We start from the raw sequence: 25,550 nt of genomic DNA, 5'->3' as shown, positions 1-25,550 counted from the left end.
CAGGAAAGGGCGGTGCGGTTACAAGGCCGACGCGATCCATCTTGGCCGGGCGCAGCTCACCAGCGCAGAAGCCGGGGTCCGAGCGCTGCCCCCAACAGCGCGGCGACGGCCAGCGCGAGCGAATACCAGAGCAGGACGAACCCAGGCGATGTTTCGGCGCAGTGTAGCGCATAAACACTGGCGCTCGTCGCCCCGGCAACGAGCCCGGCAGCGGCGCCCGCTGCACGCAGCCGGGTCGGCGCGAGTTGCGACAGCGCCCAGACAAGGCCGGCGAACACGGGTACTGCCAGGGCCGTCACGAAAACCAGGCATTGCCAGGAGCTCGACCCCATCCAGAATGTCTCGGCCTCGGCCCCGGGAAGCAGCCGCCAGGTCATGGCCGCGATCGCCGCAAGGGCTGTGACCGGGGGCCATAACAAGCCCATCCAGGAGAAGGCCGGCCCGCCGGGGCGGCTCAACCGCTCGAGCGCCGTGAAGGCCAGGCCGGCGATTGACACGGTATAGAGAAGCTTGATCCAGAAGGAGGCCGTCATCGCCGCCACGCCGAGATCGGCGCGCACGCCGAGCGCGGGTGCGACCAGGACAAAAAACAGGGCGGCGCCGCCACCGGCGACCAGCCCTGCACGCAGCAAGCGGGGCAGCGTTTCCCTGGGAACCGGCTGCACATCCTGCGACAATTGCGAAATCAATACCTCGGTCTTCATCGAACGCTCCGTCGACCACTCGCTCGACGGGCCTCCACGCCGCGGGTCTCGGCTGCTATTCGCGCCCGGAAGGCATTTGGTTACGCTCAAAAAACGCGGTGAGCCTGTAACTGCGGGCATGGCCGCGCCGAACAGGGTTTGCAGGAGACGAGCGCATGTCGAAGATGGTGATCACGATCGTGCAGCGCCCGCCGGTCTTCCTCAATCTGGCCGCGAGCGTCGCGCGCGCGGAGGATCTGATCCGCGAGGCCGCGGGCGACGGTGCGCGGATCATCGTCTTCCCGGAGACATGGCTTCCCGGCTATCCGGTATGGCTCGACGCGGCGCCCGGCGCGGCACTCTGGGGGCACAAGCCCGCCGAACGCCTGTTTCGCGTGCTGTTCGAGAATTGCCCCGAGCTTGACGGCCCGGAGATCGCCCGCCTCGGGCAGGTCGCGCAGGAGCTGTCGGTCGATGTGGTCATGGGCCTACAGGAGCGGCGATCCGCCAGCCTGTTCAACAGCGTGGTCCGGCTGGGCGCGGACGGCCAGCGCGACGTGCATCGCAAGCTCATGCCGACCCATAATGAGCGCCTGATCTGGGCGGCGGCCGACGGCAGCACGCTCGGCGCCTGGCAGACACCGCACGGGCCGATGGGCGCGCTGATCTGCTGGGAGCATTGGATGCCGCTCGCCCGGGCGGCGCGGCACAGACTCGGGGAGGTGATCCATTTCGCGCTCTGGCCGGCGGTCACCGATCTGCATCTCCTGGCCAGCCGGCATTATGCCTTTGAGGGCCAATGCTACGTCGCGGCGGCGGGCACCGTGCTGTCGCGGACGGACGTGCTCGAGGGCTTTGACAGCCTCGGCATAGAGGCTCGGGTTGCGCGCGAGATGCTCGAGGCCATTCCGGTGGACCCACACCAGCTCAAAGCTGGCGGGAGCGCGATCGTCGGGCCGGACACCGGCCTGATCGTGATCGCCGAGCCAGGCGACGCCGCCAACCTCACCGCGGAGGTCGACCTTGCGCTGCTGCCGGAGGGCCGCCTCTATCTCGACACCGCAGGCCATTATGCACGGCCGGACATTTTCGATCTGCAGATCGATATGCGCCACCGCACCTAGCGGTTGGGTCCGGTGAACGGCGCAACGGCTTGCGCTGTAACCCGGAGCGGGGGCGGGGCGAACTACGGGCATGGCTTCCTCTAACGCGAAGGTATCCACCATGCCCCATTCACCCAGAGGCTCCGGTCTCACCGCGGCGCTCCCCTTCCTGGGGGCCGGCGGCGCGCTCCTTGTCATGCTGGCGATCGGTACGTTCTCGCTGGCTGGCGCGGTGTCGGCCGCGGTCACCGGCGCTTGACGGGGAGACGATCGATGCGTGCTCCCCCGCTCATTCTCGGGTCGCTTGCCCTGATCGCCGGTGCCTTGGCACTGGCCGAGAGCGGCCGCGGATTGGCCCAGTCGGCGTCGGCCCCGACCGGCGCAGCCAAGCCCGTGCTGGTCGAACTCTATCAAAGCCAGGGGTGCTCGAGCTGTCCACCGGCGGAGGCGAACCTCAATGCGCTCGCCGACCGGCCGGACGTCGTCGCCCTGTCGTTCGGTGTCACCTATTGGGATTATCTCGGGTGGCGCGACAGCTTCGCCAAGCCCCAGTTCACCGAGCGCCAATGGGATTACGCCCATTATAATCGCCAGGCCAATGTCGCGACACCGCAGGTGTGGATCAATGGCCGCCGGACGATCGTCGGCAATGATCGTGCCGAACTGACAGCGGCGATCGCCGCGGCGCCGGGCGCGGGACCCGTGCTCGCGGTCCGGGACGGCAAGCTTGGCGTCGGCGCCGGCAGGGCGCCTGCGCATGGCGCCGACATCTGGCTCGCCGCCTATGATCCACGCACCATCCAGGTGGCGATCCGCGCCGGCGAGAATGGCGGTCGGACGTTGCCCCATCGGAACATCGTGCGTCAGCTCGTCCGGATCGGCCATTGGGACGGGCCGTCGACGAGTGTCGCGCTGCCGCCTTTGCCCCCGGGCCTGCGCGGCGCCGCCTTTCTCCAGGCCGGGCGGGGCGGACCGGTGCTCGCCGTCACGCGCCTCAGCTGAGTCGCAATCGGGCGCGGCACCCGCCCGAATAGCCGCACCCCCGCTTCGTGAACGCCGCCTCATCAAGGATCTTCATCATGTCTCCTTTCCGCCTCCTGCCGCTCACCGCGCTCGCGTTCCTCGCAGCTCCGGTCCAGGCCCAGCCTGTGCGACCATTCAGCCTCGCCGCGCTCAAGGCCGCCCAGGCCGCCGGCCAGCCCGTGCTGGTCGACGCCTTTGCACCCTGGTGCCCGACGTGCCGCGCGCAGGCGCCGACGATCGACCGGCTCGCGACCGATCCTGACTATCGCAAGCTGGTGATCCTGCGGCTCGACTATGACCATCAGAAAGCCGAGAAAAAGGCTCTGGGCATTACCCAGCAGAGCACCCTCATCGCCTTCAAGGGCAACCGCGAGGTCGGCCGCAGCGTCGGCGTGACCGATCCTGCCCAGCTCAAGACCTTTGCGGCCGCCCCGCTGCGGTGAGCCGCGCGGGACCGGATCGCCGCGCCGTCCTCGCAGGGGTCGGCGCATTGGCCGTGGCCGGCGCGTCGCTCGGCGCATCCGGGGTCGCGCCCCTTTATGAGGCGCTGGACGATATCCGCGCGGCATTCGACCGCCAGCCAGTGGAGAGGCTGGCGGTCGATGGAGGGTATATCAGGCTGGTGATAGCCGATGGCGCGCCGGGCCTCGACCGGGCGCTGGTCCAGGCCTGGATTCACGCGTCGGCGCGCGCAGTCAGCACCTATTTCGGCCGCTATCCAGTGCCCGATCACGCCCTGCTCGTGGTCGCCGAGCCTGGCCGCCATGTCGGCCACGCGACCACCTTCGGCGAGGGCGGCGCCGTGACACGGATCCGCGTCGGCACCGAGGCCGACCGAGCCGCGTTCGACCTCGACTGGGTGCTCGTCCACGAGATGGTCCACATCGCGCTTCCCGACCTCCCGCGACGAGCGCTTTGGCTGCAGGAAGGCAACGCGACCTATGTCGAGCCGATCGCCAGGGCGCTGGTCGGTCGTCTCGCCCCGGCCGAGATGTGGCGCGAAGCGGTCGACGGCATACCCAAGGGCCTGCCCGACGGCGGTGAGGTCGGCATGGACGGAACGCGTGCGTGGGGCCGGCTATATTGGGGCGGCGCCCTTTTCTGGCTGCTCGTTGAGATCGCCATCTACCGCGAGACCAATGGCAAAGGATCGCTCCGTAATGCGCTGCGGCACGTCAATCGCGCGAGTGGCGGGAATGCGGTGACCTGGTCCCCCGAGCGGCTCGTAGCCACGGCCGATGCCGCGAACGGCACCGGATCGGTTGGCCGTCTCTATGCCTGTTTCGCCACCGAGCGCGTCGCCCCGGATCTGGCCGCGCTCGTCGGGGAACTCGGCGTCCGGGGGGCAGGCGGCGGCGTCCTGCTCGATGATAGGGCACCGCTGGCCGGGCTGCGGGCCAGCATCACCACCCCATAGTCGGGCATGCCCACTCGCTCCCCTGCTTTCCGGACAAGACAGGGAAGCCGTCGGGTGAGGAGCAGAGGGCGCCAGCCGCGCTGCGAACGATGTGCTCGAGTGTTCAGTCGGCTGCATAGTCTCGCTCTCCTGCCCCATGGGCGGGGTCGAGGCCGAGCAGATGGTCGAGCGAGAAGCGCCCACCACCCCGCAGGATGATCGGCAGCAACAGGCCGGCCCAGCTCAGATGCGTGGGCCAGGCATCGGGATAGACGAAGATCTCGATCACCGCGGTCATGCCCAGCAGGCCCAGGGCCGCCACGCGGTTGAACAGACCGACCGCGAGGAGGATGGGGAAGAGGTGCTCCTGATAGGTCGCCAGATGGGCGGCGAGGTGCGGCGGGATGAGCGGAAGCCGATAGTCCGTCTCGAACAGCGTATAGGTGCTGTCGGTGATGTGCAGTATGCCATCGACCTTGGTCCGACCCGACATGAAGAACACCCCGGCCGCCCCGAGACGGGCGACCAGGAGGAGGAGCGAGCCGGGCAGGCGGTCGAGCCGGGCGGTCAGGCGAGCATAAGGATTCATGGACGTGCTCCTTGGGAGGCGCGCGCGGCGAAGGCGCCGGCGATGAGGAGGGAGGCGAAGATGGTCGCGACGTCGCCGCCGGCCGCGGCGGCATGCCCCGCGGCGCGTGCGAGGGTCGCACCGGCGAGGAATGCGTATGTCGGCTGGTCGATCACCCGGATCTCAACCGCGTCGGCCGGGCGGGTGACGAGGATGATCTCCGGTCGCCAATGCACGGTCTCGAGCGCGTCCGGATGAGCATCCGACTGATGGGCGAGCCACAGGCTCGCGGCCGGGCTTGCCGCTCGCAGGGTGCGGGTCGCCGGATGGCGCTGCAGTCGCGCATCCGTATCGATGCCTTCCGTCAGCGCCGCCGGGTCGAGCGTCGCCATGTCTTTCGCGAACAGCGCTTCGGTGACCAGGCGTTCGAGCGCCGCCACGGCGCCGAGATACGGCGCCTCGGCGAACGGCACCCAGGCCTCCACGAAGGGCGCGAAGCGATCGCCATAGCAGCACAGCCGCGCCTCGCGCGGGGGCGCCATCTCGACATAGGAGGCGGCGCAGGCAGCGAACGGCGCCTCGCCGACCAGCGCCGCCGTGACCGGATAATTGGCGAGCAGCGCGTCACGCGCCGCCTTGCTCGCGGTGTTGCGGTGGATCGTCAGCGCTCGCCGGATCGCCGGGTCAGGCGCCTTGTCGGGCGCCGCGAGCAGGCCCGCGAAAGCCCGCTGGAAGGACTGGGCGTCAAGCATCGGCGCTGACCGGCTCGTCTAAGAGGCGATGCGCGCGGTCGCGCTCGAGCATCAACTCGGCAAAAGCCGGGATGTCGTCATCGCGCTCGATCAGGGTCGGGCGCGCGCCGATCCGCGCGATCAGCCGGCGGTAGAGGCTCCATACCGGATCGGATACCGGCGCATCGTGACTGTCGATGAGGAGGCCGCTGGCCGGATCAGGGTCGGGGCGGTGGCCGGCGAGGTGGATTTCGCCGACCAGCGACCCGGGGATCGCGTCGATCCGCGCTTCCGCCGAAAAGCGGAGGTTAGACGCGCTGACGAAGATGTTGTTGACGTCGACGAGCAGGCCGCAGCCGGTGCGCCTGGTGAGTTCCGCCAGGAAGTCGGCCTCGTCGAGCTCATGGCCCGGCAGGTCGACATAAAGCGACGGGTTCTCGACCATCAACGGGCGGCCCAGCGCGTCCTGCACGCGTGCGACATTGCCGGCGGTGATGTCCAGCGCCTCGCGCGTCCGCGGAAACGGGAGGAAGTCTGCGTGATGGGCGCCCTCCCATCGCTGCCAGGCCAGATGGTCCGACATCGCCGCCGGGCCGATCAGGTCGGCGAGCTGCCGCAGCCGCTGCAGGTGCTCGTGCGGCGGCGGCTCGACCGACGCCAGCGACAGGCCGACGCCGTGCAGAGAGAGCGGAAAGCGCTCGGCCAGCGCCTGGAGCGCCCTGAGCCGCGGACCTCCGTCCACCATGTAGTTCTCGGCATGGACCTCGAACCACAGGCCCGGGTCCCGCGCCGTCAGCGCCTCGTCGAGATGCTCGAGCTTGAAGCCCAGGCCTGCGGTCATCATGGTCATGGCCGCCTCTCACGCCCCGGGCGTGAGGGAGCCATAGCCCTTGGGTGTTTTGATCTTGGCGCAGGTGCCGGCCGGCACGAGCTTCCAGGCGTCCTTCTGATAATCGACCTTCGAGGTTCCGGCGCAGGTCGTGCCGGCCCCGGCCTTGCAGTCGTTCTTGCCGGCCTTGGCGATGCCGTAGCATTTTTCCATCGGCTTGCTCGCCTGGGCATGGGCCGCAGTGGCGGCGCCGGCGGCAAGCGAGGCGAGCAGCAGGGTGCTGAGCGCGGTGGTTGCACGGTTGCTCATGGGACATCTCCTTTCACGTTCCACCTCACGTGCGACGGTCCGGCATGCCGGCCGTCGCACGGTGATCCGGGAGGCAGATGAAATCGGACCACGAGAGCAGGTCCGCTCGAGCGCCCGATCGGGTTACAGGGTGACCATCGAAAAGAGTTTTCCCGGCCTGCTGTAACCGGGGGCGAGAGGCTGACGAAAAGGTCCGTGCCACTTGGCAAAACCCATCCTTTTCTCAGGAGCATTTCCATGAAGACCTTCAAGACCGGTGCCGCTATCGCCTCCGCCGCCGCCATGCTCGCCCTGTCGGGCCTCGCTACGACCGCGCCGGCGCATGCGGCCGGCGCCAAGGCGGCCAAGGTCCAGCCCTGCTACGGCGTGAATTCGTGCAAGGGCGAGTCGGACTGCAAGTCGGGCACGCACGACTGCAAGGGCCAGAATGACTGCAAGGGCCAGGGCTTCAAGGACCTCTCCGCCAAGGCCTGCAAGGCGCAGGGCGGCAGCCTGACCCCGAAGGCCGGCTGAGCGTCGGGCCGTTCGATCCGGGACGGCCGGACCAGGCATACGAACCGCCCGTCGGCCTTGTGCCGGCGGGCGGTTTTTCATGCGCCATCCCCTGCCTGCTACACGGCGGACAGGGGAGCGAAAAAGGCAAGATAACCGGCGGAGGACGGGTCAGCGCCGCTGACCCGTGCGGCCGTTCCCCTGGCCGGGCTGTTGGGGCGAGGGTCGTGCTACCAGCGCGCGAGACGCGGGAGCAGCGCGCGCGAGAGCATCGTGATCGCGCCGCAGCCAAGCGTGTACCAGAAGACGATGTAGAAGGGGTCGTCACTCGGGCAATGGAAGGCGAAGATGAAGGCGCCGGCGGTTGCCGCCGCCGCGCCGGCCGCGGTCGCGCTCGCGCCGAGGTCGGTCGGGGCGCCCCGCCGCATCATCAGCAGCAGCGCGAGCACGAGCGGGGTCGACAGGATCGTCATGACCGTCAGGCACTCGATCCCCATCTGCCACATCAGCCGCGCGCCGAGCCCCAGTCCCGGTTGGCTCCCGGCGTCAAGGACCCAGCCAAGCACGAACACGCCGGCGAGCACCGCCATCCAGCGCCGAAGCTCACTCCTGGGCGAGGACAGCGGGTCGAACGAGCGTAGTGCGACGGTCGTGGCGGCGAGCGCCAGCGACGCGAGGCCGCCCATCTTCCACCAGAATACGGACAGCCCCGCCGCGGTGGCGATATCGGGGCGAAGGGTGCCGAGCGACAGGAAGCCGGCCAGCTCGACGCCCGCCAGCGCCAGAAGCACCGCGCCCTGACGCAGCGTTGCGGGACGGCGCGTCGGGCGAAGGCCGTCGACCAGCCGGTCAATCAGGAGATCACTCGGCATCGGGCCGACTCTGGACGATGGCCGCGAGCCGGGCGAGGCCGCGATGGATGTTGACCTTGATCAGCGAGTCCGACTGTCCAGTCCGCGCGGACGCCTCGGCGACGGAATAGCCTTCGATCTTGACGAGCCGGATCGCCTCGGCCTGGGCAGGCTTGAGCTCGGCCATGAGATGCTGCAGCACGACCTGGCTGGTCACGCTACTCTCATGGTCGTCGACCGCGATGTCGTCAGGCAACGCCTCGGTGCCATGCCGGCCCATCGCGCGCAGCCGATCGATCCATTTGTAACGCGCGACCGCCATCAGCCACGGTTTGAAAGGGCGCTGCGGATCATAGGTGTGGCGCTTCTCATGGATCGCGACAAGCGTATCCTGGACCGCGTCTTCGACCATGCTCGGGGGCAGGCGGCGGGCATAGAAGCGACCGAGCCATTTGCGCAGGTCGTCGAGCAGGCGTCGATACGCGGCGGCATGGCCGGCGTGCGCAGCCGCCATCAGCGCCCCCCATTCATCCTCGGTCCCGTCCGCGGGCGTCGTGTGCAGCCTCACGATCTCGGCGGCCGGGCGTGGCGGATGGGGGCGGGGAGTTGGCGACACGCCCATCCATTCGTGCGGTCGGCGCGCTTGGTTACACATGCGCATGGAAATCTCGGCTTGGCGCGATCATACGGAGGTCGCGATGCTCGTCAGCCAGGGCGGTGCCGTATCGAGGACGACGCCTTCGACCCAATGGTCGGCACCGGTGACGATCATAAGCCCGACGAGCAGGACCAGGACGCCGAGTGTCTTCCGGCCGCGGTCGCCAGCCTCCATCAAACGGCCGCGCCAGCGGTTGAGGAGCGTCCGCGCGCTGAGCGCCAGCGCGAGCAGGACGGAGGCGATGCCGAGTCCGAAGGACGCCATGACCAAGAGGACGCCGCCAAGATCACGCCCTTGGGCGGCGAGCACGGTCGCGGCGCCAAGGGTCGGGCCGACACAGGGGCTCCAGACGAGCCCGAGCAGCGCGCCGATCGCGGCCTGGCCTGCCAGACCGAACCGCTCGAGGGCCGCCTGACGCTCGCCCGCCCACCGTGCGATCGGTGCCGCCCCCCTCTCGCCGAGCCGACGCAGAAGCGGCACCAGGAGCACGAGGCCGATCACGATGAGCAGGACCGCCCCGGCCAGCCGTACCAGGTCGCTGTCGATGCCAAGTGTCGCGCCAAGCGCCGCGATCAGGACCCCGGTGAGCGTGAACGATGCCACGAGACCGACGGACAGCGCGAGCGGTGCCAGACGGTGTTTCTGGGCCGCGCTCGCCAGGACGATCGGAACCAGGGGCAGCACGCACGGCGACAGGATGGTGAGGGCGCCGGCTGCGAAGGCGAGTACCGGATTGAGCGCGCTCATCGCCCGATACGCCGGGCGGCGGCTGGAGAAGGGCAAGCACAGGAACGGGACATGGCGAGGAGGACCGATCTTTATCAGGGACGGCAAAAGGCCGTAGTGACGGTGTCTTCGCCGCAACGGGCGGCGTGGTTACAGCGCGTTCCTGCCTGAGGCTTTTCCTAGCCCTCGCGATGTAACCGGCACGACATCGCGGACGAACTACATGTGCCGCGTATTCTGCGTGGTCGGTTCCGGTGCCAGTCATGGCCGCCCGTTGGTCGTCATCGCGTTGGCCGCGGTGCGGGAACCGTGATGGTGAGGAGATAGCGTATGAATCGTGTCGGATTGTTCGTCGAGTTGAAGGCCAGACCGGGCAAGGGCGGGGAGGTGGCTGCTTTCCTCGCAGGCGCACGCGAGGCGGCCGCCGCCGAGCCCGAAACCCTAGTGTGGTTCGCGTTGCGCTTCGACGAGGAGCGGTTCGGCATCTTCGATAGCTTTGCCGACGAAACCGGTCGAGCGGCGCATCTGAACGGTCCGATCGCGGCCGCGCTTATGGACCATGCCGAGGCTTTGCTCGCTGAGCCGCCGACGATCCGGCAGGTGGATGTCCTGGCCGACCTGATTAGGGCGGCGACGCGGGATTGAGGCTGCGCCCGCCGGCTTTCGGTCGGGCGTTCGGCGTCACTTCCACGCCGAAAGGTCAAAGGCGTAGGCGCATGTTGCGCAGCCGGGACACAGAGGCGGACATCCGATCATCGGATGGAGCGCGACAAAAGTAATCATGCCCTTGGACGGTGCCGGGACGCTAGCCCGTGCCTGTTGAAGGGGGGGGAGTGTCGCGCTGCTCGAAGGGCCGTGGCGCATTCCCGACTGGTTCCACGGATAGGTCGGTCCACGGTTCCAATCTCGCATCTCGGGATCGGACATATGAGGAGGATTCACCCTGGCATGACTCGATGCCCCATCGGGTGACGCGGCAGTGAAGGAGGTCTTCATAGGTGAGGGCAGCTTCCTGGATATTGGCGAAATCACGACGCATCGCGTCGCTCTTCATCGCGCGGTGGAGGATTTATTCCGGTCGTACGTCTCTCGTCACGGGAGGGTGGTCGCGGACTGCCCCGACTGCGCGCACCTCGATCCGAATTGAGAGGGCGAGCCGATCAGAAGGGCTTTTTTGATGACTTTATCGCGTCGACTGCTGTTGATGGTTACCGTTTCCTCGTCCGGTTTCCTTGCCATGTCCCCGGCAACGAGCCGGCCCACTACGCCTGGGCGCGTGGCCGCGCAGATCGAAACGCCGGCTCAGGCCCCGTCCCGGCCATGGGCTCAGGCGGCAAGCGACGTGCCCGCTGACAGCGCCGTACGGTTCGGGACTCTTCCTAACGGCATGCGGTTCGCCATCCTGCACAACGCCACGCCCCCGGGTCAGGCATCGCTGCGTATCCGGATCGACGCCGGCTCGTTGATGGAGAAAGAGGATCAACTCGGGCTCGCCCATTTCATGGAACATATGGCGTTCAATGGAACGACGCATATTCCCAAAAATGATTTGATCGCGATCCTCGAACGGCTGGGTCTCGCCTTCGGGGCCGATCTCAACGCCGCCACGAGTTTCGATCAGACGTTCTATCAGCTCGAACTGCCGCGCTCCGACGATCTGACGATCGATACCGGCCTGCATGTCCTGCGGGAGCAGGTGTCCGAAGCGACGATGGACCAGGACGATATCGTTGACGAGCGCGGCGTGATCCGTGGCGAGGAGCGGCTGCGCAATTCGCCGTCTTTGCGCGTCTCGCAGAAGCAGTTTCACATTCTGGCAAAAGGACAAAAGGTCGCTGATCGCTTCCCGATCGGTGACATGAAGATCATCGACACGGCGCCACGCGACCGCTTCGTCGAATTCTACAACGCCTATTACAGGCCGTCGCGTGCGACGGTCGTGGCGGTCGGCGATTTCGATGTCGATGCGATGGAGGCCAAGATCCGCAAGGTGTTCGGCGATTGGCAGCCCAAGGCTGCTGATGGGCCGGAACCCGATCTCGGAAAGGTCGCCGTCCATGCCCAGGAGACCAATATCCTTGTCGAGCCAGGTGTCTCGTCCACGGTTTCGCTGTCGTGGACCAAGGCGCCCGACCTGACGCCGGACAGTGTCGCCAAACGCCGCGACGATTTGATCGAACAATTGGGGTTGGCTGTTCTGAATCGTCGCCTGGAGGAGCTTTCCCGAACAGACAAGGCGCCGTTCCTCAATGCAAATGCAGCCGATGCCAACCTTCTGCGAAGCGTCCGTGTCGCCAATCTCGTCGCCTCGTTCATTCCCGGCAAATGGAAACAGGCCCTTGAGGCGATCGATCAGGAGCAGCGCCGCCTCGTGCAATTCGGGGTTTCCGAAGCCGAACTGCAGCGCGAGATTTCGACTTATCGAACAGCCCTGAAAAACGCCGTGGACGGCGCGTCGACGCGCAATACCCGCGGCCTGACGTCGTCGCTGCTGAATTCGGTCAACGAGAACGAGGTCTTCACGTCGCCCCAGACGGATCTGGCGCTGTTCGAAGATGTGGTGAAGGATCTCACCCCCTCCACGGTCAGCCAGGCCATGCGGCCGATCTTTACCGGGGGCGGCCCGCTGGCGACGATCGTCTCGCCAGTTGCGATCGATGGCGGTGAAGCGGCGGTAACCGAGACGCTGAGGACATCGCGCGAAGTCGCCGTGACCAAACCTGCCGCACCGGTCCAACGCGCCTGGCCCTACACCGATTTCGGCAAGGCCGGCATGGTGCAGTCCAGGCACGAAATCTCGGACCTGGGCACCACGATTGTCACCTTCGCCAATGGCGTCACGCTCACCGTGAAGCCTACGACGTTCGCCAAGGACTCCATCGGGATCAATATCCTGACGGGAAGCGGTGAGCAGAATTTTGCGCCCGATCGGTTCGATCCGCGTTCTTCCATGGTCGGCGGTCTGCGCGATGGCGGTCTCGGCCGGATGACGGTCGACGAGATGAGCCGGGCGCTGACCGGACATGTTTATGGCGCCGGATTGGCCACCCTTGGTGACAAGTTCCTGTTGAGCGGCGGCACGCGGCCCGCGGACCTGCAGCTCGAAATGCAGGTCCTGGCGGCCTATCTCACTGATCCGGCCTATCGCTCCCAGTCGTTCGACCAAGCCAAGGCCGGCTATCCGGCCGCCTTCGCGATGCGGCGCGCCACACCGGATGGTGCCTTCTCGCTCGAGGCAAAAGCCCTACTCGCCGGTGGCGACAAGCGCGAGGCATTCGTCCCGCCCGCAACCCTGGCGACATGGTCGATGGATACGGAACGGCCTGCCTTGAAGGCATTGCTCGCGAACGGGCCCATCCACATTACCATGGTGGGCGACGTGACGGTCGACAAGGCGATCGCGGTCACCGCGAGCACATTTGGTGCCTTGCCTCCCAGGCCTCTGGCTCCGCAGCCAGCCCCGGGCGCGGATCAGCGACATTTTCCGGCACCGACACCGGTTCCGTTAAGGTTCACGCATAACGGCCTCGCCGAGCAGGGCCTGGGCTATGTCGCCTGGCCGACCACCGACGTGGTCCATGATCGCACCGAGGCGCGCCGCATCGAGGTTCTTGCCGCGGTACTGAAGCTTCGGGCGCTGGACGAGATCCGCGAGCGCCTCGCGATCGCTTATGCACCGGGCGTCACGTCGAGCTACTCGGAGACTTACAAGGGCTATGGCATGATCGCCCTTCAAGCCCAGACATCCCCTGACAAGCTGCCCGTATTCTTCAAGGCGGTCGATGCCATCGCCAGCAAATTGCGGAGCGAACCGATCAGCGCGGACGAGTTGAAGCGCGCCCGGGAACCGATGGTCGAGCAGGCCCGACGCGGTCTCAACACCAACAGCTGGTGGATCAATCAACTGACATTCATCGTCGACCGGCCCGATTATATTCCGCAGACGCTCACATTTATTAGGGACGTGGAAGCGATCACGCCGGCGGACATTCAGGCGCTCGCGCGGAAATATCTGCGAGACGAGACGGCCTGGAAGGCGGAAGTCGGACCGTCACAGATGGCCGCCGGCGTGGCATCGGGCACCGGCCAGGCCGAGGGAAAATAGAAATGCACGGAGTCCGGGGGGGGGATGGCCGGCCCGGCCGTCCAGGCATGCTGGGAGCAACGCTCGGCCGGACGAATCGTCCGGCCGGTCGATCGCCGGTTTGCGCCCCCCGTTCGTTTGGCGGGCCGGAAGGCAGGGCGCGGCGGTGATGGCGCTGCGGAAGGGATTCCGGGACGGCGATTGTCGCGCCGAACATCTATATGCCGAGCTTCGCCTTCCGCTCATCCGGTTCTTCATGCGCCGGGTGAAGGATCGGGCTGACGCCGAGGATCTGACGCAGGAGGTTTTTTCTCGATTGCTGAACTCCAGCAATGCCTCATCGCCGGTGGACCCGAAGGGTTTCGTCTTCCAGATCGCGATCAACCTGCTTCGCGATCGCGGCCGCCGCGGTCAGGTCCGCAATACCGCGCTCTTGTCGGACGTCTATTTTGGGCCCGTCGATGAAATTGCTGGAGAATTTTTGGAGGATCGCGACCCCGAGCGCGTCTTGCTTGGGAGAGAGAGTGTCGCACAGGTTGTGCGCGCGCTCAGCGAACTCAACGAACGGACCCGCGACATTTACATTTTGTTCCGCCTAGAAAACATGAAACAGCACGACATTGCTTCCCTGTACGGTATCAGCCGGAGCACCGTCGAAAAGGAGATCATGCGGGTCACCATGCATCTGGCACTGCGGTTTGAACGCGAAAGCCGATGACCGCGACCCCACAGCGCGAGGACGTCGTACGCCTGGCGGAGGCCAGCGCGTGGCGTGTGCACCTCGCGGAGCATGATCTTGAGACAAATGACGATTTCGAGGCGTGGCTCGCGGCCGACCCGCGAAACATGCTCGCCTGGGACCATGTCCAAGCCGACTGGCTGCTTCTCGGCGAACATGCGAATTCACCTGATCTGCTGAGATTTCGAAGCGACGCGCTCCGTCGAGCAAGGCGTAGCAGACCTGTGCTGCGCACGCGAGGCGGCTGGTGGCTGGCGGTAGCGGCCTGCCTTCTGATCCTGATCTCCGGTGGGGGGGTGTGGTGGTCCAGGCAGCCGGAGATATATCGTACCGCGCTGGGAGAACGCCGGGTCGTCACCCTGGCGGACGGCTCAAAAGCCTCGCTCGACGCGGACACGCAACTCGCGGTCCGTTTTACCGGCGATACGCGGAAGCTGGAACTGATCAAGGGCCAGGCACGGTTCGACGTCGCGCATGATCTGATGAGGCCTTTTCTGGTTCAGGCCGGCGATCGAACTGTCATCGCCACGGGGACGGCATTCAACGTGGATCTCCTTGGTGGGAAGACGATGGTCACGTTGATCGAGGGCAGGGTGGTCGTCGTCGACCGCAAGCTCGATATGGCACCGCTGGTTGCCTTCCGGTCGAAGCCGCGCGCCGCCGTGTCGCTCACGCCCGGACAACAGCTCGTGATCTCGCCCGGGGCGCGTCAGTCAGTCGCGCAGGTCAATCTGGACAATGCGACGGCCTGGGAAGGGGGAACCTTGGTTTTCTCTGATGAGCCGATGGGTTTGGTCGCAGAAAGGATCGCGCGATATAGTGACGAACCGATCGTTGTTGCGCCAGGCGCTGCCGCGATGAAGATCAGCGGCGTGTTCAAGGCAGGCGATGTGGCGACATTCGTCGACGTCGTGACGCACTATCTTCCTGTGAAGGCAGTAGAAAGTGGAGGCACGACGACGATCGAGCCGAAAAACTGAAGAATTGTGACGAATCCGTGGAGGATTTCTGAATGCTCCGCGTCTCCCGACGGAAGGCCGTAACGGCCGCTTTAGGGGGAAATGATGAAGAAGCGTTCACGCGCCCACGGCGTTCTCTTGCTCACCACGGTTTGTGCGGCCAGCCTGTTCTGTGTGAGTGCGCCCGCCTTCGCTCAGACCCATACTTACGATATTCCAGCGACATCTCTCTCTCAGGCACTTCGGGCGTTTGGTAAGGAGTCTGGCAGGCAGCTTATTTTCACCGAGGACCTTGTCCGCGGCAAGCAGTCGGCCCGACTGCACGGCAACTTTACGCCGGAAGAGGCGCTCCGGCATCTGCTGGCGGAAACCGGGCTCATGTTCGAGAAGGCGCCGAGCGGCGCAATCATGATCCAGCGTGCGCCGAGCGAAGCGGCTATCGACGAAGCCAGGGACAAGGTACGCGACATTTACGCGTCGCAGGGTAGAACTCCGGATGGAAAGTCGGCGATCCCGGACATTCTGGTCGTCGGGACCAAGAACTGGAATCTGAATCTCGATATCCAGCGGACGCGCGACGACGCGCAGCCCTATGTTGTGTTCGATCACGACCAGATTGAGCGTTCGGGGGCGACCAATCTCGACGATTTTTTCCGCAACTATCTAGGCTCGAATACCTCGGGCAGCACATCGCTTCAGCAGCGTAACAGCAAGAGCCAGAGCATCATCAACCTTCGGGGGCTGGGCAGCGGAGCGACGCTGATCCTGGTGGATGGCCGGCGCTATTCGCAGGGCAATACCGGGTCGGGCGTCATCGATCAGTCGTCGATCAACGGGATCCCGCTCGATGCCATCGAGCGCGTCGAAGTGCTCGCTTCCTCGGCATCCGGGATTTACGGCAGCGATGCCGTCGGCGGGGTGATCAATATCATCATGCGGCGCAATTATCGCGGCATCGAGGCGAACGCTTATTACGGCAACACCGGCGATTTCAAAGCTGCGGACAGGCGTCTCACCTTGAGCGGAAGTTTTCCGATCGAGCACGGCAAGACGCGGATTTCATTCACGGGCGCTTGGCAAAAGACCGATTCACTTCTGTCGGGCGAGCGTGATTTTGCGCAGCGCGGCCGCGCTTTCATCCTGAAGAACGATCCCAATTATGTCGACGAACTCGGGCTGCTCGACAGTGCCACGCCGAACGTCATCAGCCAGAGCGGGGCCAATCTGGTGCTCAAGCCGCAATATGCAGTGAACGGCGTGACGAACCTCGGGTCCAACGTCACCTTCGTTCCCAGAGGCTTTCGCGGTGTTGGGCAAGACGGCGCAGGTGCGTTGCTCGCTAATGCGGGGCAGCAGAACCAAGCGCTCGCTCCCGGGGCCGTCACGCCGCGCGGCGGTGCCGGAAAACTCGCCACCCTGTTGAACGCTTCGCAGCAATTGAATGGATCGCTGACGGTGAAGCGGACCTTCAACAAGTGGCTGAGCGCATATGGTGAATTCGACTATTCGCGCTTCAACAGTCCGACGATCGCGAGTCCGGTCCCAGATCAGTTCCAGATTGCCGCCGGTGCCGCAAGCAACCCTTTCACCCAAGCGATCACGGTCTCCGTGCCATCGACGCAGACTCAACGCCTCGAGAACATCAGCAGCAACAAGCGCCTGCTCGCGGGCGTCGTCGTCGCTCTTCCATTCAACTGGCAGGCCGATCTCGACGGCAATTGGAATTGGGGCCGCTTTCGCAGCATTGGCGCTGCGGCGGGCCTGACTCAGGCGACGATCGATGGGATTACGAAGACCGGTACCATCAACGTCCTGCAGGATGTCTTACAGAATCCGATCCCCTATGACTTCCTCCAGCCACCCTTCGGAACGGTGACGCAGCCTTCGCGCTCGTCGAACCGAAGTTATACGCTCAAGGCTGCCGGGCCCGCGCCTTGGCTGAAGCTATGGGGTGGAAAGCCGATCGTAACGCTACAGGTGGAAGAGAATAAGACATCGCTTGGTGATAGCCTGTTCATTGCCAACAACCTGAGCTTCTCGTCGATCGGCTATACGCCGCAGCGTTCCCAGACCACCGACAGCGTTTACGGAGAGGTCAGGCTTCCGATTCTCGGCAAGGATAATCACGTCCCGTTGTTTCGTGGACTCGAGCTGCAGCTCGCCTATCGTTATGACCACTATATCCAGGTCGGTGCAAACAGCGCCATTCAGTGCGTAAGCCATGCGGGCGCGCTTCTCCCGGCGGAGTTCGACGCCGCATGCCCTCCCGCTGTCGATCCGACGACAAAGTTGCCTATTCAGTTCGTCCGGACGCGCAGCGGTTCGGTGAATCCGGTGATCGCAGTGAAATGGTCGGTATTCCAGGACCTTGCATTCCGCGGGTCTTATTCCACAGGGTACCAGCCCCCCTTCCTTAACGCCCTCACCAAGAATGACGGGCAACTCACAAACCCGTTTACAGGGGAATCGGGCCAGACGATCGTGAACGTCACCGATCCGCGCCGCGGCAACGAGGCGATCGGAACGCCGTTTCTCGGCTCGATTCGTCTCATTCCCGCCGAACTCGGAGGAAACCCCGATCTGGCGCCGCAGACGTCGAAAAGCTGGTCTTTCGGCACGATCGTGACGCCCCACATCCTGCCGGGGCTTCGGCTCTCGCTCGATTGGACGCGGATAACGCAGAACAACACCTATTTTCTGCCGTCCAGCATCTTGTTTTCCTTTGCGGCAAGCGTGCAGCCGCAGTTCAACGACTTCCTGGCGGCGCATCCGGAGCGGTTCACGCGTGCGGCCCTGACCGATGCCGACAGAGCGAAGGGCTACACGGTCGGCGCAATCACCAATGTGGATGTCTCCTGGGCCAACCTGTCCTACGCTCGCTCGGACTCGCTCGATTTCGCGGCGAGCTATGACCACGGCTTGTTTGGCGGCGCGCTACATATCGATGCGAACGCGACATGGCAGCTGACGCTGGAATCGCAGCAGTCACCGTCACAGCCGCTCAACAACTTCCTGGGGGTTGCCGGCGCTTCGTTCTTCGCATTTCCGGGCTCCGGTGGCGTTTCCTGGAAAGGTAATGCAACGGCCTCCTATTCGGCCGATAAATGGAGCCTGGGCTGGCGCGTCCATCATTTCAGTGGATACTGGTTGAGCCAGGATCATAGCCTCCAGCCGTTGCAGGGCTCGGCACGCGTCTCGGCACAGACCTATCATGACCTGTTTGGCAGTTACAAAATCCTCCCGAAGACGACGCTGGCGGCGGGGGTCAACAATGTGCTTGGTACGCGCCCACCGGTCGATACGTCCTCTCTTTTCCTCTATAGCTTCTATGGAGATCCGAAGCTGCGGAGCTTTTACGTCAGCCTGAAGCAAAGCTTCTGAGCCGGCCCGGGCGCGGCGCGGGTGCAGACCCACGCCGCGTCCAGATGACGACGGCCAGTCCCTGGTTCGCCGCAATATTTCAACAGCCGCCCGCGCCCTGACCGTCACGGATCGACCTGCCGCCAGCGGCCGACAAATTTGCTTTGCGCTGTTCAGCGCTCCCCATCACCGTTGGAGGATTTGTCCGCGTGAGACTTCTGCTGTGCGCCACCCTGCTCATTGGGGCAGTATCTGTAAGCTCTGCGGTGCCTGCCGCCGCTGCGAACAGCAGCGTGGTCACCCGAGGCACTTTCTCGGTCGACTTTCGCGATTTGACGGGCTCCGCTGATCAGAACGTCGCCGACCGGATCATCGAGACGTTTTTCGCGGTCTATCCGCAGATGGCTGCCGACTTCCGACCGGACGCGCCGCGCAAGGTGCAAATCGCGATCGATCCCGCCTGGACCGGGATCGCCGCTGCCGAGAACGGCAGGATCATGATCAATCCGATTCGGCTCAAGGAACATCCAGAAGACGTCGATCTGGTGACCCATGAACTCATGCATATCATTCAGGAAGGAGGTCACGGCAACCAGCCGCTCTGGTTGATCGAGGGCAGCGCCGACTACGCGCGATCGGTCTACGGCATCGACAACGCAGGGGCACACTGGGGTATGCCCGCACCGGGACCGAAAACACGATATGACGAGGGCTACAGGGTCACGGCTCGCTTCCTCTCCTGGTTGGAGACGAACGGCCACAAAGGAATCGTCAAAGCGCTGTTCGATCTTTTACAGGCCGGAAAATACAAGGATCGGCGCTGGAAGAAATTTACCGGCGAGACGCTTGACCAGCTCTGGGCTGACTATCTTGCCGGTTCGGCAATGGTGGTCAGACAGGTTGGTCCCCCGCCGACGCCGGAGCGTCTGGAACAGGCGCGGCGACTGATCGAGCAGATGACGGCGGACAGGCGGCTGGCTCAATCGGTCGAGACGCCCGGTCAGCCGGCATCGCCGGGATCGGTATCCGCGTCGCCTGCGACCAAGCCAAATCCGGCGCGGCCATGATTTCGGCAGATCTGCCTCGACGCACCATCCTCAAGATCCTCGGCGGGGCTTTTGCCGGGCTGGCGAGCGGCCCTTCCGGTGCTATCGGGACGGGTTCCAGCCGGCCAGGGGAAGAGTGGCGCACGCTCGCCGCGGATGTCCGAAGCGAGTTTCGCTGGGCATGGCGCAACTACCGCGAGCGGGCGTGGGGGAAAGACGAAATAAATCCGGTATCCGGATCTTCCCGTTCCTTCTTCATCGAGGGACATGATCTTGGGCTGTCGTGCGTCGAGGCGCTTGATACCTTGTGGCTCATGGGACTCGATGAGGAGTTCCAGGAGGGTGTCGACTGGGTCAAGGCCCATCTCGACTTCGACATCGACGGAGATGCCCAAGTCTTCGAAACCAATATCCGCCTGGTCGGGGGACTTCTCTCCGCGCATCTGGCCTGTGGCGATCCGATGCTGCTCGAGCGGGCACAGGACCTTGCCAATCGGCTGATGAAGGCTTTCGAAGCCTCACCCCATGGTCTTCCATACCGGTACGTGAACCTGAAGACCGGTGCAGTCCGTGATCCCGATACGAACCTTGCTGAGATCGGCACCTATACCAGCGAGTTTGGCCTGCTGGGCAGGTTAACCGGTGACGATCGCTACTACAGCGCGGCGAAGCGGGCGATGAAACATGCCCTCGATCTGCGCTCGCCCATCGGCCTGATGGCCGCGAACATCCATGCAGAGACCGGCAGGTTTACCAGCCGCAACGCTTCGATCGATATCTATGCCGACAGTTTTTACGAATATCTGTGGGACGCGTGGGACCTGTTTGGCGATATCGAGATGAAGGGCTGGTCCGAGGAATGTAGCGCACAGCAGCTTGCGCACCAGGCCAAGCGCTATGACGGCCGGCTCTGGTTCCCGATGGTCGATTTTGAATCCGGTGAAGCGACCTCCGGCACGCAGAGTGAGCTTGCCGCCTATTATGCGGGCTTACTTGGCCAAACTGGCCATCGCGCCGAGGGCGAGGCGTATCTCGCGACGTTCGTCGAGATGCAGTCCAATTTCGACGTGATCCCCGAGATCATCGATGTCCGACAGCGGCGCCCCCTGACGCGAGGCACCGGCCTCCGGCCGGAATTTCCCGACGCCTGCCTAAACCTCTGGCTGCTCGACCGTAACGATCGCTATCCTATGCTCGCTGCGGAGCATTATCGCACGATGAAACGGACTAGCCGCGCGGCCTATGGGTACACCTCACTTGCCGATATCACGACGAGACCGATGAAGCAGGGCGATAATTGTCCCGGCTATTGGTGGGCGGAGCAGATGAAATACTATTATCTGCTCTTCGGCGGGCACATGCGGGTAGATCTCGATACGCTCGCTGTGAGTACCGAAGGGAAAATCCTGCGCGGCTTTCGCCGGGGCGTCGCGAAGGGCTCGTTAAGGCGCTGATGACGTGCTGCGGGTGCCGCGGTGCGACCCGGCAGACCGATCGCCCTTTCTCGGACATCCGGCGCTCGATTGGACACGGCTGGGCAGTCCACGTCGCGTCCAAACCGCAAAGCCAAAAGCGTAGGCGAGCGTCTCTAGTCGACTTCCACACCTGGGCCTTGCTGAAGGGTGTCGTCCTCTCGTCCGTGCTGGGCGTCGGCAGCGAGCTCCAGTTCAGCGGCAATGGCGATCTCGTGACGGCGCTTCGGGAAGCTGCCGAGCAAAATGTCTCGCGCGCGGGGGATCGTTTGACCGCGCGTAATCTCGATATCCAGCCGACCATCACGATCCGCCCGGGAGCGCCGGTCCGCCTCCTCGTCGATCGGGATCTGGTGCTCGCGCCGTGGCGGGAGGGGTAGGGGCATGGCAGAGTTGAAACTTGCCCGGATTCCCGACCGCACACCGATCAAGCTGACGATCGCGGTGCCGCCTGAAACGCACCAGGCGCTCGGCGACTATGCGGCGATCTATGCCGAGAGTTACGGCCGCGAGGAACCACTCGTCGAGCTTATCCCAGCGATACTGGCCGCGTTCCTCGACGCCGACCGCGAATTCCAGCGGCGACGCTCGGACATTCGCCGCAATCCCAAACCATGAAGCGCGGCCGGCGTCGCTATCGTTCCTGGGCCGACGCGTCGCCGCCGGAGAATGCCGCGAGCGTCCAATCCTCTCCTGTGAGGCTGCGCTATTCACGAGCGCTGCTCGACGAAACCAAGCAGGTCTGGCAGCCATATTACGAGGCGCCGCTGAGCGACGAAGACGCCCGTCAGATCATCGAGAACATGGTTGGCTTCGCCCGGTTCCTGGCGCGAGAGCGGCAGGTGAAGCCGCACACGCGCCGCATTTCATCGTCTCCCGACGCCCCATGAGAAAAACCTAGGGTATTTGGACCGTCAGGTGTCTTGCCGGGCGGAGGTGCCCAATGCCGAAGACCCAACAATCCCGACTGCCATCATCCATCATGCATATGCCGCGCGCCCTGATCTATGCGCGCGTCTCATCCAAGGAGCAGGATCGCGAAGGTTTCTCGATCGATGCCCAGCTCAAGCTGCTGCGCACCTATGCCGAGGAGAACAGCATCCGCGTCATCGAAGAATATGTGGACGTCGAGACCGCCAAGGTGACCGGCAGGACCCGGTTCAACGCGATGGTCGGCTACATCCGCCGCCACCCGACCGTGAATACCATCCTCGTCGAAAAGACCGACCGGCTCTACCGCAACCTGCGCGACTGGGTCACGATCGACGAGTTCGATATCGACGTCCACCTCGTCAAGGAAGGCGTGGTGCTCTCGCAGGACTCGCGATCATCCGAAAAGTTCATGCACGGCATCAAGGTGCTGATGGCGAAGAACTATATCGACAATCTGTCGGAGGAAGCCCGCAAGGGCATGATCGAGAAGGCGGAGCAGGGCATCTGGCCGACCCAGGCGCCGCTGGGCTATCGAAATGTGGTCGGTCCCAACGGCAAAAAGATCATTGAGGTCGACCCCATAGCTGCTCCGGCTGTGACACATCTTTTCGAATGGTATTCAACCGGCCTCTATTCGCTGAAGGAGGTGAGCAAGAAGGTCCGCAGCGCTGGGTTGGTCTACCGCAAGAGCCTCAAACCCGTCGCCCTAACGACGGTGAACAAGATGCTGCGCTCACGTATCTATACCGGCGAATTCGAGTGGCTCGGCAAACGATACCAGGGCACGCACGAGCCCTTGATCTCGGTCGAGCTATGGGAGCGGGTGCAGGGGATTCTCGATGGGCGGCACACCAAGCGCTCGACCGGCGTCGAGAAGGACTTCCTGTTCTCCGGATTGATCCATTGCGGGCATTGCGGCTGCCTCCTGGTCGGGGACATCAAGAAGCAGAAATACATCTACTATCGGTGCAGCCACGCTAAGCAGAAGTGCCCTGAGCCCTATGTGCGCGAGGAGGTGTTGATCGAGCAGTTCACTGCCCTCCTCGGGCAGGTATCGCTCAATAAGACGATGCTGGGATGGCTTACGCGGGCGCTGCGCGAATCGAACCATGACGTCAAAGCTGACCACGATCGCGCCCTGACGCTCCTGGAAGCTGAAATCACGGACCTGCGCCGGCGGATGAAGGAGCTCTATCGCGATCGGCAGGAGGGGAAGGTCGACGATCCCGTCTTCAGGCTTCTGTATGCCGACTATCAGGAGGAAGAGCGCAAGATCGTCCGGGAGCTCGAAACGCGCGCGGATTCACAGCTTGAGTACCTCGACGAAGGGGTGACGCTTTTACAGGCGGCAAAGGACGCGAAACGGCTGTTCGAGCGGTCGGATTTGGCGGTCAAAAGACACCTGCTCTCGACGCTACTTTCGAACTTTTCCTACAGCGGACACACGCTCAGAGCATCGTTCCGCAAGCCCTTTGATATCGTTGTAGAAAATCTTCCGCACGAAGAGGCTTCAGAAGGCGGACAAATGGCCAAAATGCCAAAAAGTCCGCGGTGGCTCCCTGAGTAGGATTCGAACCTACGGCCGCTCGATTAACAGTCGAGAGCTCTACCGCTGAGCTATCAGGGAACGTCACCGGAGCGCGCGTCTATACCGTCGCACATTAACGATGCAACCCCTGATTTCCCGTTAAAACCTCAGCCGACGAACTGCTCCATCGTGATGCGGTCGTCGAGCGCATGTTCGGGGTCGAACAGCAGAGTCAGCTCGCGCGAGCGGTCGATCGCGATATCGACCTGAGCGACGTCGCGCACCTCATGCTGGTCGGCGACGGCCGACACCGGCCGCTTCGCCGCTTCGAGCACCTTGAGCGTGATCCGCGCTTTTTCGGGGAGGATCGCGCCACGCCAGCGCCGCGGGCGGAAAGCCGAGATCGGGGTCAAGGCGATCATCGCCGACCCGAGGGGCAGGATGGGGCCATTGGCCGATAGATTATAGGCGGTCGACCCCGCAGGCGTCGCCGCCAGGATGCCGTCACAGGCCAGTTCCGGGATCACGACGCGATCGTTGACGGTAACTTCCAGCTTCGCGGTCTGGCGCGTTTCGCGGAGCAGGGAGACTTCGTTGATGGCCGGGTGGACGAATGTCTCGCCCGCGATCGTTCGGGCCGTCATCTGGAGCGGCGTGACCCGGAACGGGCGCGTGCGCTCGAGCCGCGCATCGAGCCCTTCGCGCCGCCAGTCGTTCATCAGGAAACCGACCGTCCCCAGGTTCATGCCGAACACGGGCACTGGATCGCCGCGGCGCTCGAGCATCGCATGCAGCGTCTGGAGCATGAAGCCGTCACCGCCCAGCGCGACGACCAGATCCGCCTGCTCGACCGGCACCCACTCGTACGAATCGCGCAACTCGCGCGCGGCGGCTTGGGCGGGTGGGGTCGGCGACGCGACCAGCGCGCGTTTCATCCGCCGGTTACGCTCATATGCCGCCCGACCGCGGGCGCGGCGCCGGCGGCGATGCGGAAATCGTGGCGCGCCGGCTTGATCGCCAGCGCTTCGTCGATCCCGGCATCGAGTCCGGCCATGCCGCCGGTGCGCAACGCCGCCTTCAGATCCACCTGATCGTCATGGCCGAGACAGGCATAGAGCCGCCCCTCTGTGGTCAGCCGGACTCGGTTGCAGCCGTCGCAGAAATTGGCGGTAAGGGGGGAGATCAGTCCCAAGCGGGTGGGACTTGCGCCGACGCGCCAATATCGCGCCGGACCACCGGTCGAACGCGGGTCGCGGATCAGGTCGAACCGTCGCGACAGATCGTCGAACACCGCTGTCAGCGGTACGAAACGGTCGGCGCGATCCTCGTCGATCGCACCCAGCGGCATGGTTTCGATCAGGCTGAGATCATGGCCCTGCTCGACGCACCAAGCAAGCATTGCCGGAATCTCGTCCTGGTTGAGGTCCTTGAGCGCGACCATATTGATCTTGATCGCGATTCCCGCCGCCTTGGCGACGGCAATGCCGTCCAGGACGCGCGACAGATCGCCATGGCGCGTGATGTGGCGGAAGCGATCGGGATCGAGGCTGTCAAGACTGACATTGATACGGCGGATGCCGGCGGCACGCAGGTCTCCGGCATAGTCGGCCAGGCGCGTGCCATTGGTCGTCAGCGTCAGTTCGTCGAGGCCCTGGCCGACCTGCCGTCCCAACCGCCTGGCAAGGTCGATCACGCCACGGCGCACCAGCGGTTCTCCGCCGGTCAGCCGGATCTTGGTTACGCCGCGCGCGATGAAGCGCTCGGCGATGACGGCGATCTCGTCGAGTTCGAGCAATGCATCGCGGGGGAGGAAACGCATATCCTCGGCCATGCAGTAACGGCAGCGCAAGTCGCAGCGATCCGTCACCGACACGCGCAGATAGCTGATCGTGCGGCCATGTCGGTCGATCAGGGCGGGGGCGGTCGCCATCGTGCTTCGACAGCTAGGGCGTCGTCCCCCCTGCGGCAACCCCGATTAGCTGTGCGCGGTTCGATTGCGCCTTGGCTGATTGAGGAATGGCCGATTGCGGATTGGCGAAGTCCTGCGGGCATGCGTAGAA

The 25,550-nt window shown here is 64.5% G+C and carries 27 protein-coding genes and 1 tRNA gene; 17 read left to right on the top strand and 11 right to left on the bottom strand.

Annotated features, from left to right (window positions below):
- Positions 1-56: 56 nt before the first annotated feature.
- On the bottom strand, positions 57-704 hold the full coding sequence (locus SMA01S_RS05795) for an NrsF family protein (RefSeq protein ID WP_066819087.1): 648 nt from the start codon (positions 702-704) through the stop codon (positions 57-59).
- A 155-nt stretch (positions 705-859) separates the two neighbouring features.
- Here SMA01S_RS05795 and SMA01S_RS05790 point away from each other — a divergent pair, with 155 nt between their 5' ends.
- The 5 genes from SMA01S_RS05790 (at position 860) to SMA01S_RS05775 (ending at position 4,226) form a co-directional block, all read left to right on the top strand.
- Positions 860-1,807, top strand: a complete 948-nt coding sequence (locus tag SMA01S_RS05790) for a carbon-nitrogen hydrolase family protein (protein ID WP_084250112.1) — start codon at positions 860-862, stop codon at positions 1,805-1,807.
- Between the two features lie 100 nt (positions 1,808-1,907).
- Positions 1,908-2,045: a hypothetical protein gene (locus SMA01S_RS24485; protein WP_157093823.1), complete on the top strand. Its 138-nt coding sequence runs from the start codon at positions 1,908-1,910 to the stop codon at positions 2,043-2,045.
- A gap of 14 nt (positions 2,046-2,059) precedes the next feature.
- A complete protein-coding gene (locus tag SMA01S_RS05785) occupies positions 2,060-2,788 on the top strand; it encodes a DUF1223 domain-containing protein (RefSeq protein WP_066819084.1) in 729 nt (242 codons plus the stop codon).
- Between the two features lie 77 nt (positions 2,789-2,865).
- Complete coding sequence (locus SMA01S_RS05780; RefSeq protein ID WP_084250111.1) at positions 2,866-3,252, top strand: thioredoxin family protein; 387 nt, start codon at positions 2,866-2,868, stop codon at positions 3,250-3,252.
- Between the two features lie 53 nt (positions 3,253-3,305).
- Positions 3,306-4,226 (top strand): gluzincin family metallopeptidase, encoded by a 921-nt coding sequence (locus SMA01S_RS05775; protein ID WP_245649175.1) that lies wholly within the window; start codon positions 3,306-3,308, stop codon positions 4,224-4,226.
- 103 nt (positions 4,227-4,329) lie between these two features.
- Here SMA01S_RS05775 and SMA01S_RS05770 read toward each other — a convergent pair whose 3' ends face one another.
- The 4 genes from SMA01S_RS05770 to SMA01S_RS05755 are packed head-to-tail and all read right to left on the bottom strand — an operon-like array spanning position 4,330 to position 6,642.
- Positions 4,330-4,794 (bottom strand): DoxX family protein, encoded by a 465-nt coding sequence (locus SMA01S_RS05770; protein ID WP_066819078.1) that lies wholly within the window; start codon positions 4,792-4,794, stop codon positions 4,330-4,332.
- A complete protein-coding gene (locus tag SMA01S_RS05765; protein ID WP_066819076.1) occupies positions 4,791-5,525 on the bottom strand; it encodes an HvfC/BufC N-terminal domain-containing protein in 735 nt (244 codons plus the stop codon). The genes SMA01S_RS05770 and SMA01S_RS05765 overlap by 4 nt, the downstream gene beginning before the upstream one ends.
- Positions 5,518-6,354, bottom strand: a complete 837-nt coding sequence (bufB, locus tag SMA01S_RS05760) for an MNIO family bufferin maturase (protein WP_066819073.1) — start codon at positions 6,352-6,354, stop codon at positions 5,518-5,520. The genes SMA01S_RS05765 and bufB overlap by 8 nt, the downstream gene beginning before the upstream one ends.
- 9 nt (positions 6,355-6,363) lie before the next feature.
- Positions 6,364-6,642: a BufA1 family periplasmic bufferin-type metallophore gene (locus SMA01S_RS05755; protein ID WP_066819071.1), complete on the bottom strand. Its 279-nt coding sequence runs from the start codon at positions 6,640-6,642 to the stop codon at positions 6,364-6,366.
- Between the two features lie 237 nt (positions 6,643-6,879).
- Between SMA01S_RS05755 and bufA2 the strand changes: the two genes are divergently transcribed.
- Positions 6,880-7,155, top strand: coding sequence for a BufA2 family periplasmic bufferin-type metallophore (gene bufA2, locus SMA01S_RS05750; RefSeq protein ID WP_066819068.1), 276 nt, complete (start codon positions 6,880-6,882; stop codon positions 7,153-7,155).
- A 209-nt stretch (positions 7,156-7,364) separates the two neighbouring features.
- On the opposite strand, the gene SMA01S_RS05745 is transcribed toward bufA2, so the two are convergent.
- The 3 genes from SMA01S_RS05745 to SMA01S_RS05735 all read right to left on the bottom strand — a co-directional run bounded on the left by SMA01S_RS05745 (position 7,365) and on the right by SMA01S_RS05735 (position 9,390).
- On the bottom strand, positions 7,365-8,006 hold the full coding sequence (locus tag SMA01S_RS05745) for an NrsF family protein (RefSeq protein ID WP_066819065.1): 642 nt from the start codon (positions 8,004-8,006) through the stop codon (positions 7,365-7,367).
- Positions 7,996-8,499, bottom strand: a complete 504-nt coding sequence (locus SMA01S_RS05740; protein WP_066819278.1) for a sigma-70 family RNA polymerase sigma factor — start codon at positions 8,497-8,499, stop codon at positions 7,996-7,998. The genes SMA01S_RS05745 and SMA01S_RS05740 overlap by 11 nt, the downstream gene beginning before the upstream one ends.
- A gap of 168 nt (positions 8,500-8,667) precedes the next feature.
- Positions 8,668-9,390: a cytochrome c biogenesis CcdA family protein gene (locus SMA01S_RS05735; RefSeq protein ID WP_066819062.1), complete on the bottom strand. Its 723-nt coding sequence runs from the start codon at positions 9,388-9,390 to the stop codon at positions 8,668-8,670.
- A gap of 309 nt (positions 9,391-9,699) precedes the next feature.
- On the opposite strand from SMA01S_RS05735, the gene SMA01S_RS05730 reads away from it, so the two are divergent.
- The 11 genes from SMA01S_RS05730 to SMA01S_RS05680 all read left to right on the top strand — a co-directional run bounded on the left by SMA01S_RS05730 (position 9,700) and on the right by SMA01S_RS05680 (position 23,529).
- Positions 9,700-10,014 carry a putative quinol monooxygenase gene (locus SMA01S_RS05730; RefSeq protein WP_066819052.1) on the top strand — a complete coding sequence of 105 codons (315 nt, stop codon included), beginning with the start codon at positions 9,700-9,702 and terminating at the stop codon, positions 10,012-10,014.
- 532 nt (positions 10,015-10,546) lie between these two features.
- The gene (locus SMA01S_RS05725) at positions 10,547-13,474 is read left to right on the top strand and encodes a M16 family metallopeptidase (RefSeq protein ID WP_066819049.1); all 2,928 of its coding nucleotides are present in this window, start codon (positions 10,547-10,549) and stop codon (positions 13,472-13,474) included.
- A 148-nt stretch (positions 13,475-13,622) separates the two neighbouring features.
- Entirely contained in the window at positions 13,623-14,171 is a 549-nt protein-coding gene (locus SMA01S_RS05720; protein WP_084250110.1) for an RNA polymerase sigma factor, read from the top strand.
- Positions 14,168-15,172 carry a FecR family protein gene (locus SMA01S_RS05715; RefSeq protein WP_066819046.1) on the top strand — a complete coding sequence of 335 codons (1,005 nt, stop codon included), beginning with the start codon at positions 14,168-14,170 and terminating at the stop codon, positions 15,170-15,172. The genes SMA01S_RS05720 and SMA01S_RS05715 overlap by 4 nt, the downstream gene beginning before the upstream one ends.
- An 84-nt stretch (positions 15,173-15,256) precedes the next feature.
- Positions 15,257-18,532, top strand: coding sequence for a TonB-dependent receptor (locus SMA01S_RS05710; RefSeq protein ID WP_169804194.1), 3,276 nt, complete (start codon positions 15,257-15,259; stop codon positions 18,530-18,532).
- 188 nt (positions 18,533-18,720) lie between these two features.
- Positions 18,721-19,578 carry a basic secretory protein-like protein gene (locus tag SMA01S_RS05705; RefSeq protein ID WP_157093822.1) on the top strand — a complete coding sequence of 286 codons (858 nt, stop codon included), beginning with the start codon at positions 18,721-18,723 and terminating at the stop codon, positions 19,576-19,578.
- Positions 19,575-21,011 carry a glycoside hydrolase family 47 protein gene (locus SMA01S_RS05700; RefSeq protein WP_084250108.1) on the top strand — a complete coding sequence of 479 codons (1,437 nt, stop codon included), beginning with the start codon at positions 19,575-19,577 and terminating at the stop codon, positions 21,009-21,011. The genes SMA01S_RS05705 and SMA01S_RS05700 overlap by 4 nt, the downstream gene beginning before the upstream one ends.
- Positions 21,011-21,409, top strand: a complete 399-nt coding sequence (locus tag SMA01S_RS24115) for a TrbI/VirB10 family protein (RefSeq protein WP_084250107.1) — start codon at positions 21,011-21,013, stop codon at positions 21,407-21,409. Before SMA01S_RS05700 ends, SMA01S_RS24115 begins: the two co-directional genes overlap by 1 nt.
- Before the next feature lie 4 nt (positions 21,410-21,413).
- A complete protein-coding gene (locus tag SMA01S_RS05690; RefSeq protein ID WP_066819035.1) occupies positions 21,414-21,647 on the top strand; it encodes a DUF2274 domain-containing protein in 234 nt (77 codons plus the stop codon).
- Positions 21,644-21,919, top strand: coding sequence for a hypothetical protein (locus SMA01S_RS05685; protein ID WP_066819032.1), 276 nt, complete (start codon positions 21,644-21,646; stop codon positions 21,917-21,919). The genes SMA01S_RS05690 and SMA01S_RS05685 overlap by 4 nt, the downstream gene beginning before the upstream one ends.
- Positions 21,920-21,972: 53 nt before the next feature.
- Positions 21,973-23,529 carry a recombinase family protein gene (locus tag SMA01S_RS05680; protein WP_157093821.1) on the top strand — a complete coding sequence of 519 codons (1,557 nt, stop codon included), beginning with the start codon at positions 21,973-21,975 and terminating at the stop codon, positions 23,527-23,529.
- On the opposite strand, the gene SMA01S_RS05675 is transcribed toward SMA01S_RS05680, so the two are convergent.
- From SMA01S_RS05675 to moaA, 3 genes are all read right to left on the bottom strand, one after another.
- Positions 23,515-23,589: transfer RNA gene (locus SMA01S_RS05675), tRNA-Asn, on the bottom strand. The two genes, SMA01S_RS05680 and SMA01S_RS05675, sit on opposite strands and share 15 nt — an antisense overlap.
- A 68-nt stretch (positions 23,590-23,657) precedes the next feature.
- A complete protein-coding gene (locus tag SMA01S_RS05670) occupies positions 23,658-24,425 on the bottom strand; it encodes an NAD kinase (protein ID WP_066819029.1) in 768 nt (255 codons plus the stop codon).
- The gene (gene moaA / locus SMA01S_RS05665; RefSeq protein ID WP_066819026.1) at positions 24,422-25,420 is read right to left on the bottom strand and encodes a GTP 3',8-cyclase MoaA; all 999 of its coding nucleotides are present in this window, start codon (positions 25,418-25,420) and stop codon (positions 24,422-24,424) included. Before moaA ends, SMA01S_RS05670 begins: the two co-directional genes overlap by 4 nt.
- Positions 25,421-25,550 lie beyond the last annotated feature (130 nt).

Source organism: Sphingomonas mali NBRC 15500 (assembly GCF_001598415.1).
GTDB lineage: Bacteria > Pseudomonadota > Alphaproteobacteria > Sphingomonadales > Sphingomonadaceae > Sphingomonas > Sphingomonas mali.
The sequence above is the reverse complement of the archived record's forward strand: the minus strand, read 5'-3'. Positions and strand labels throughout refer to the sequence as shown.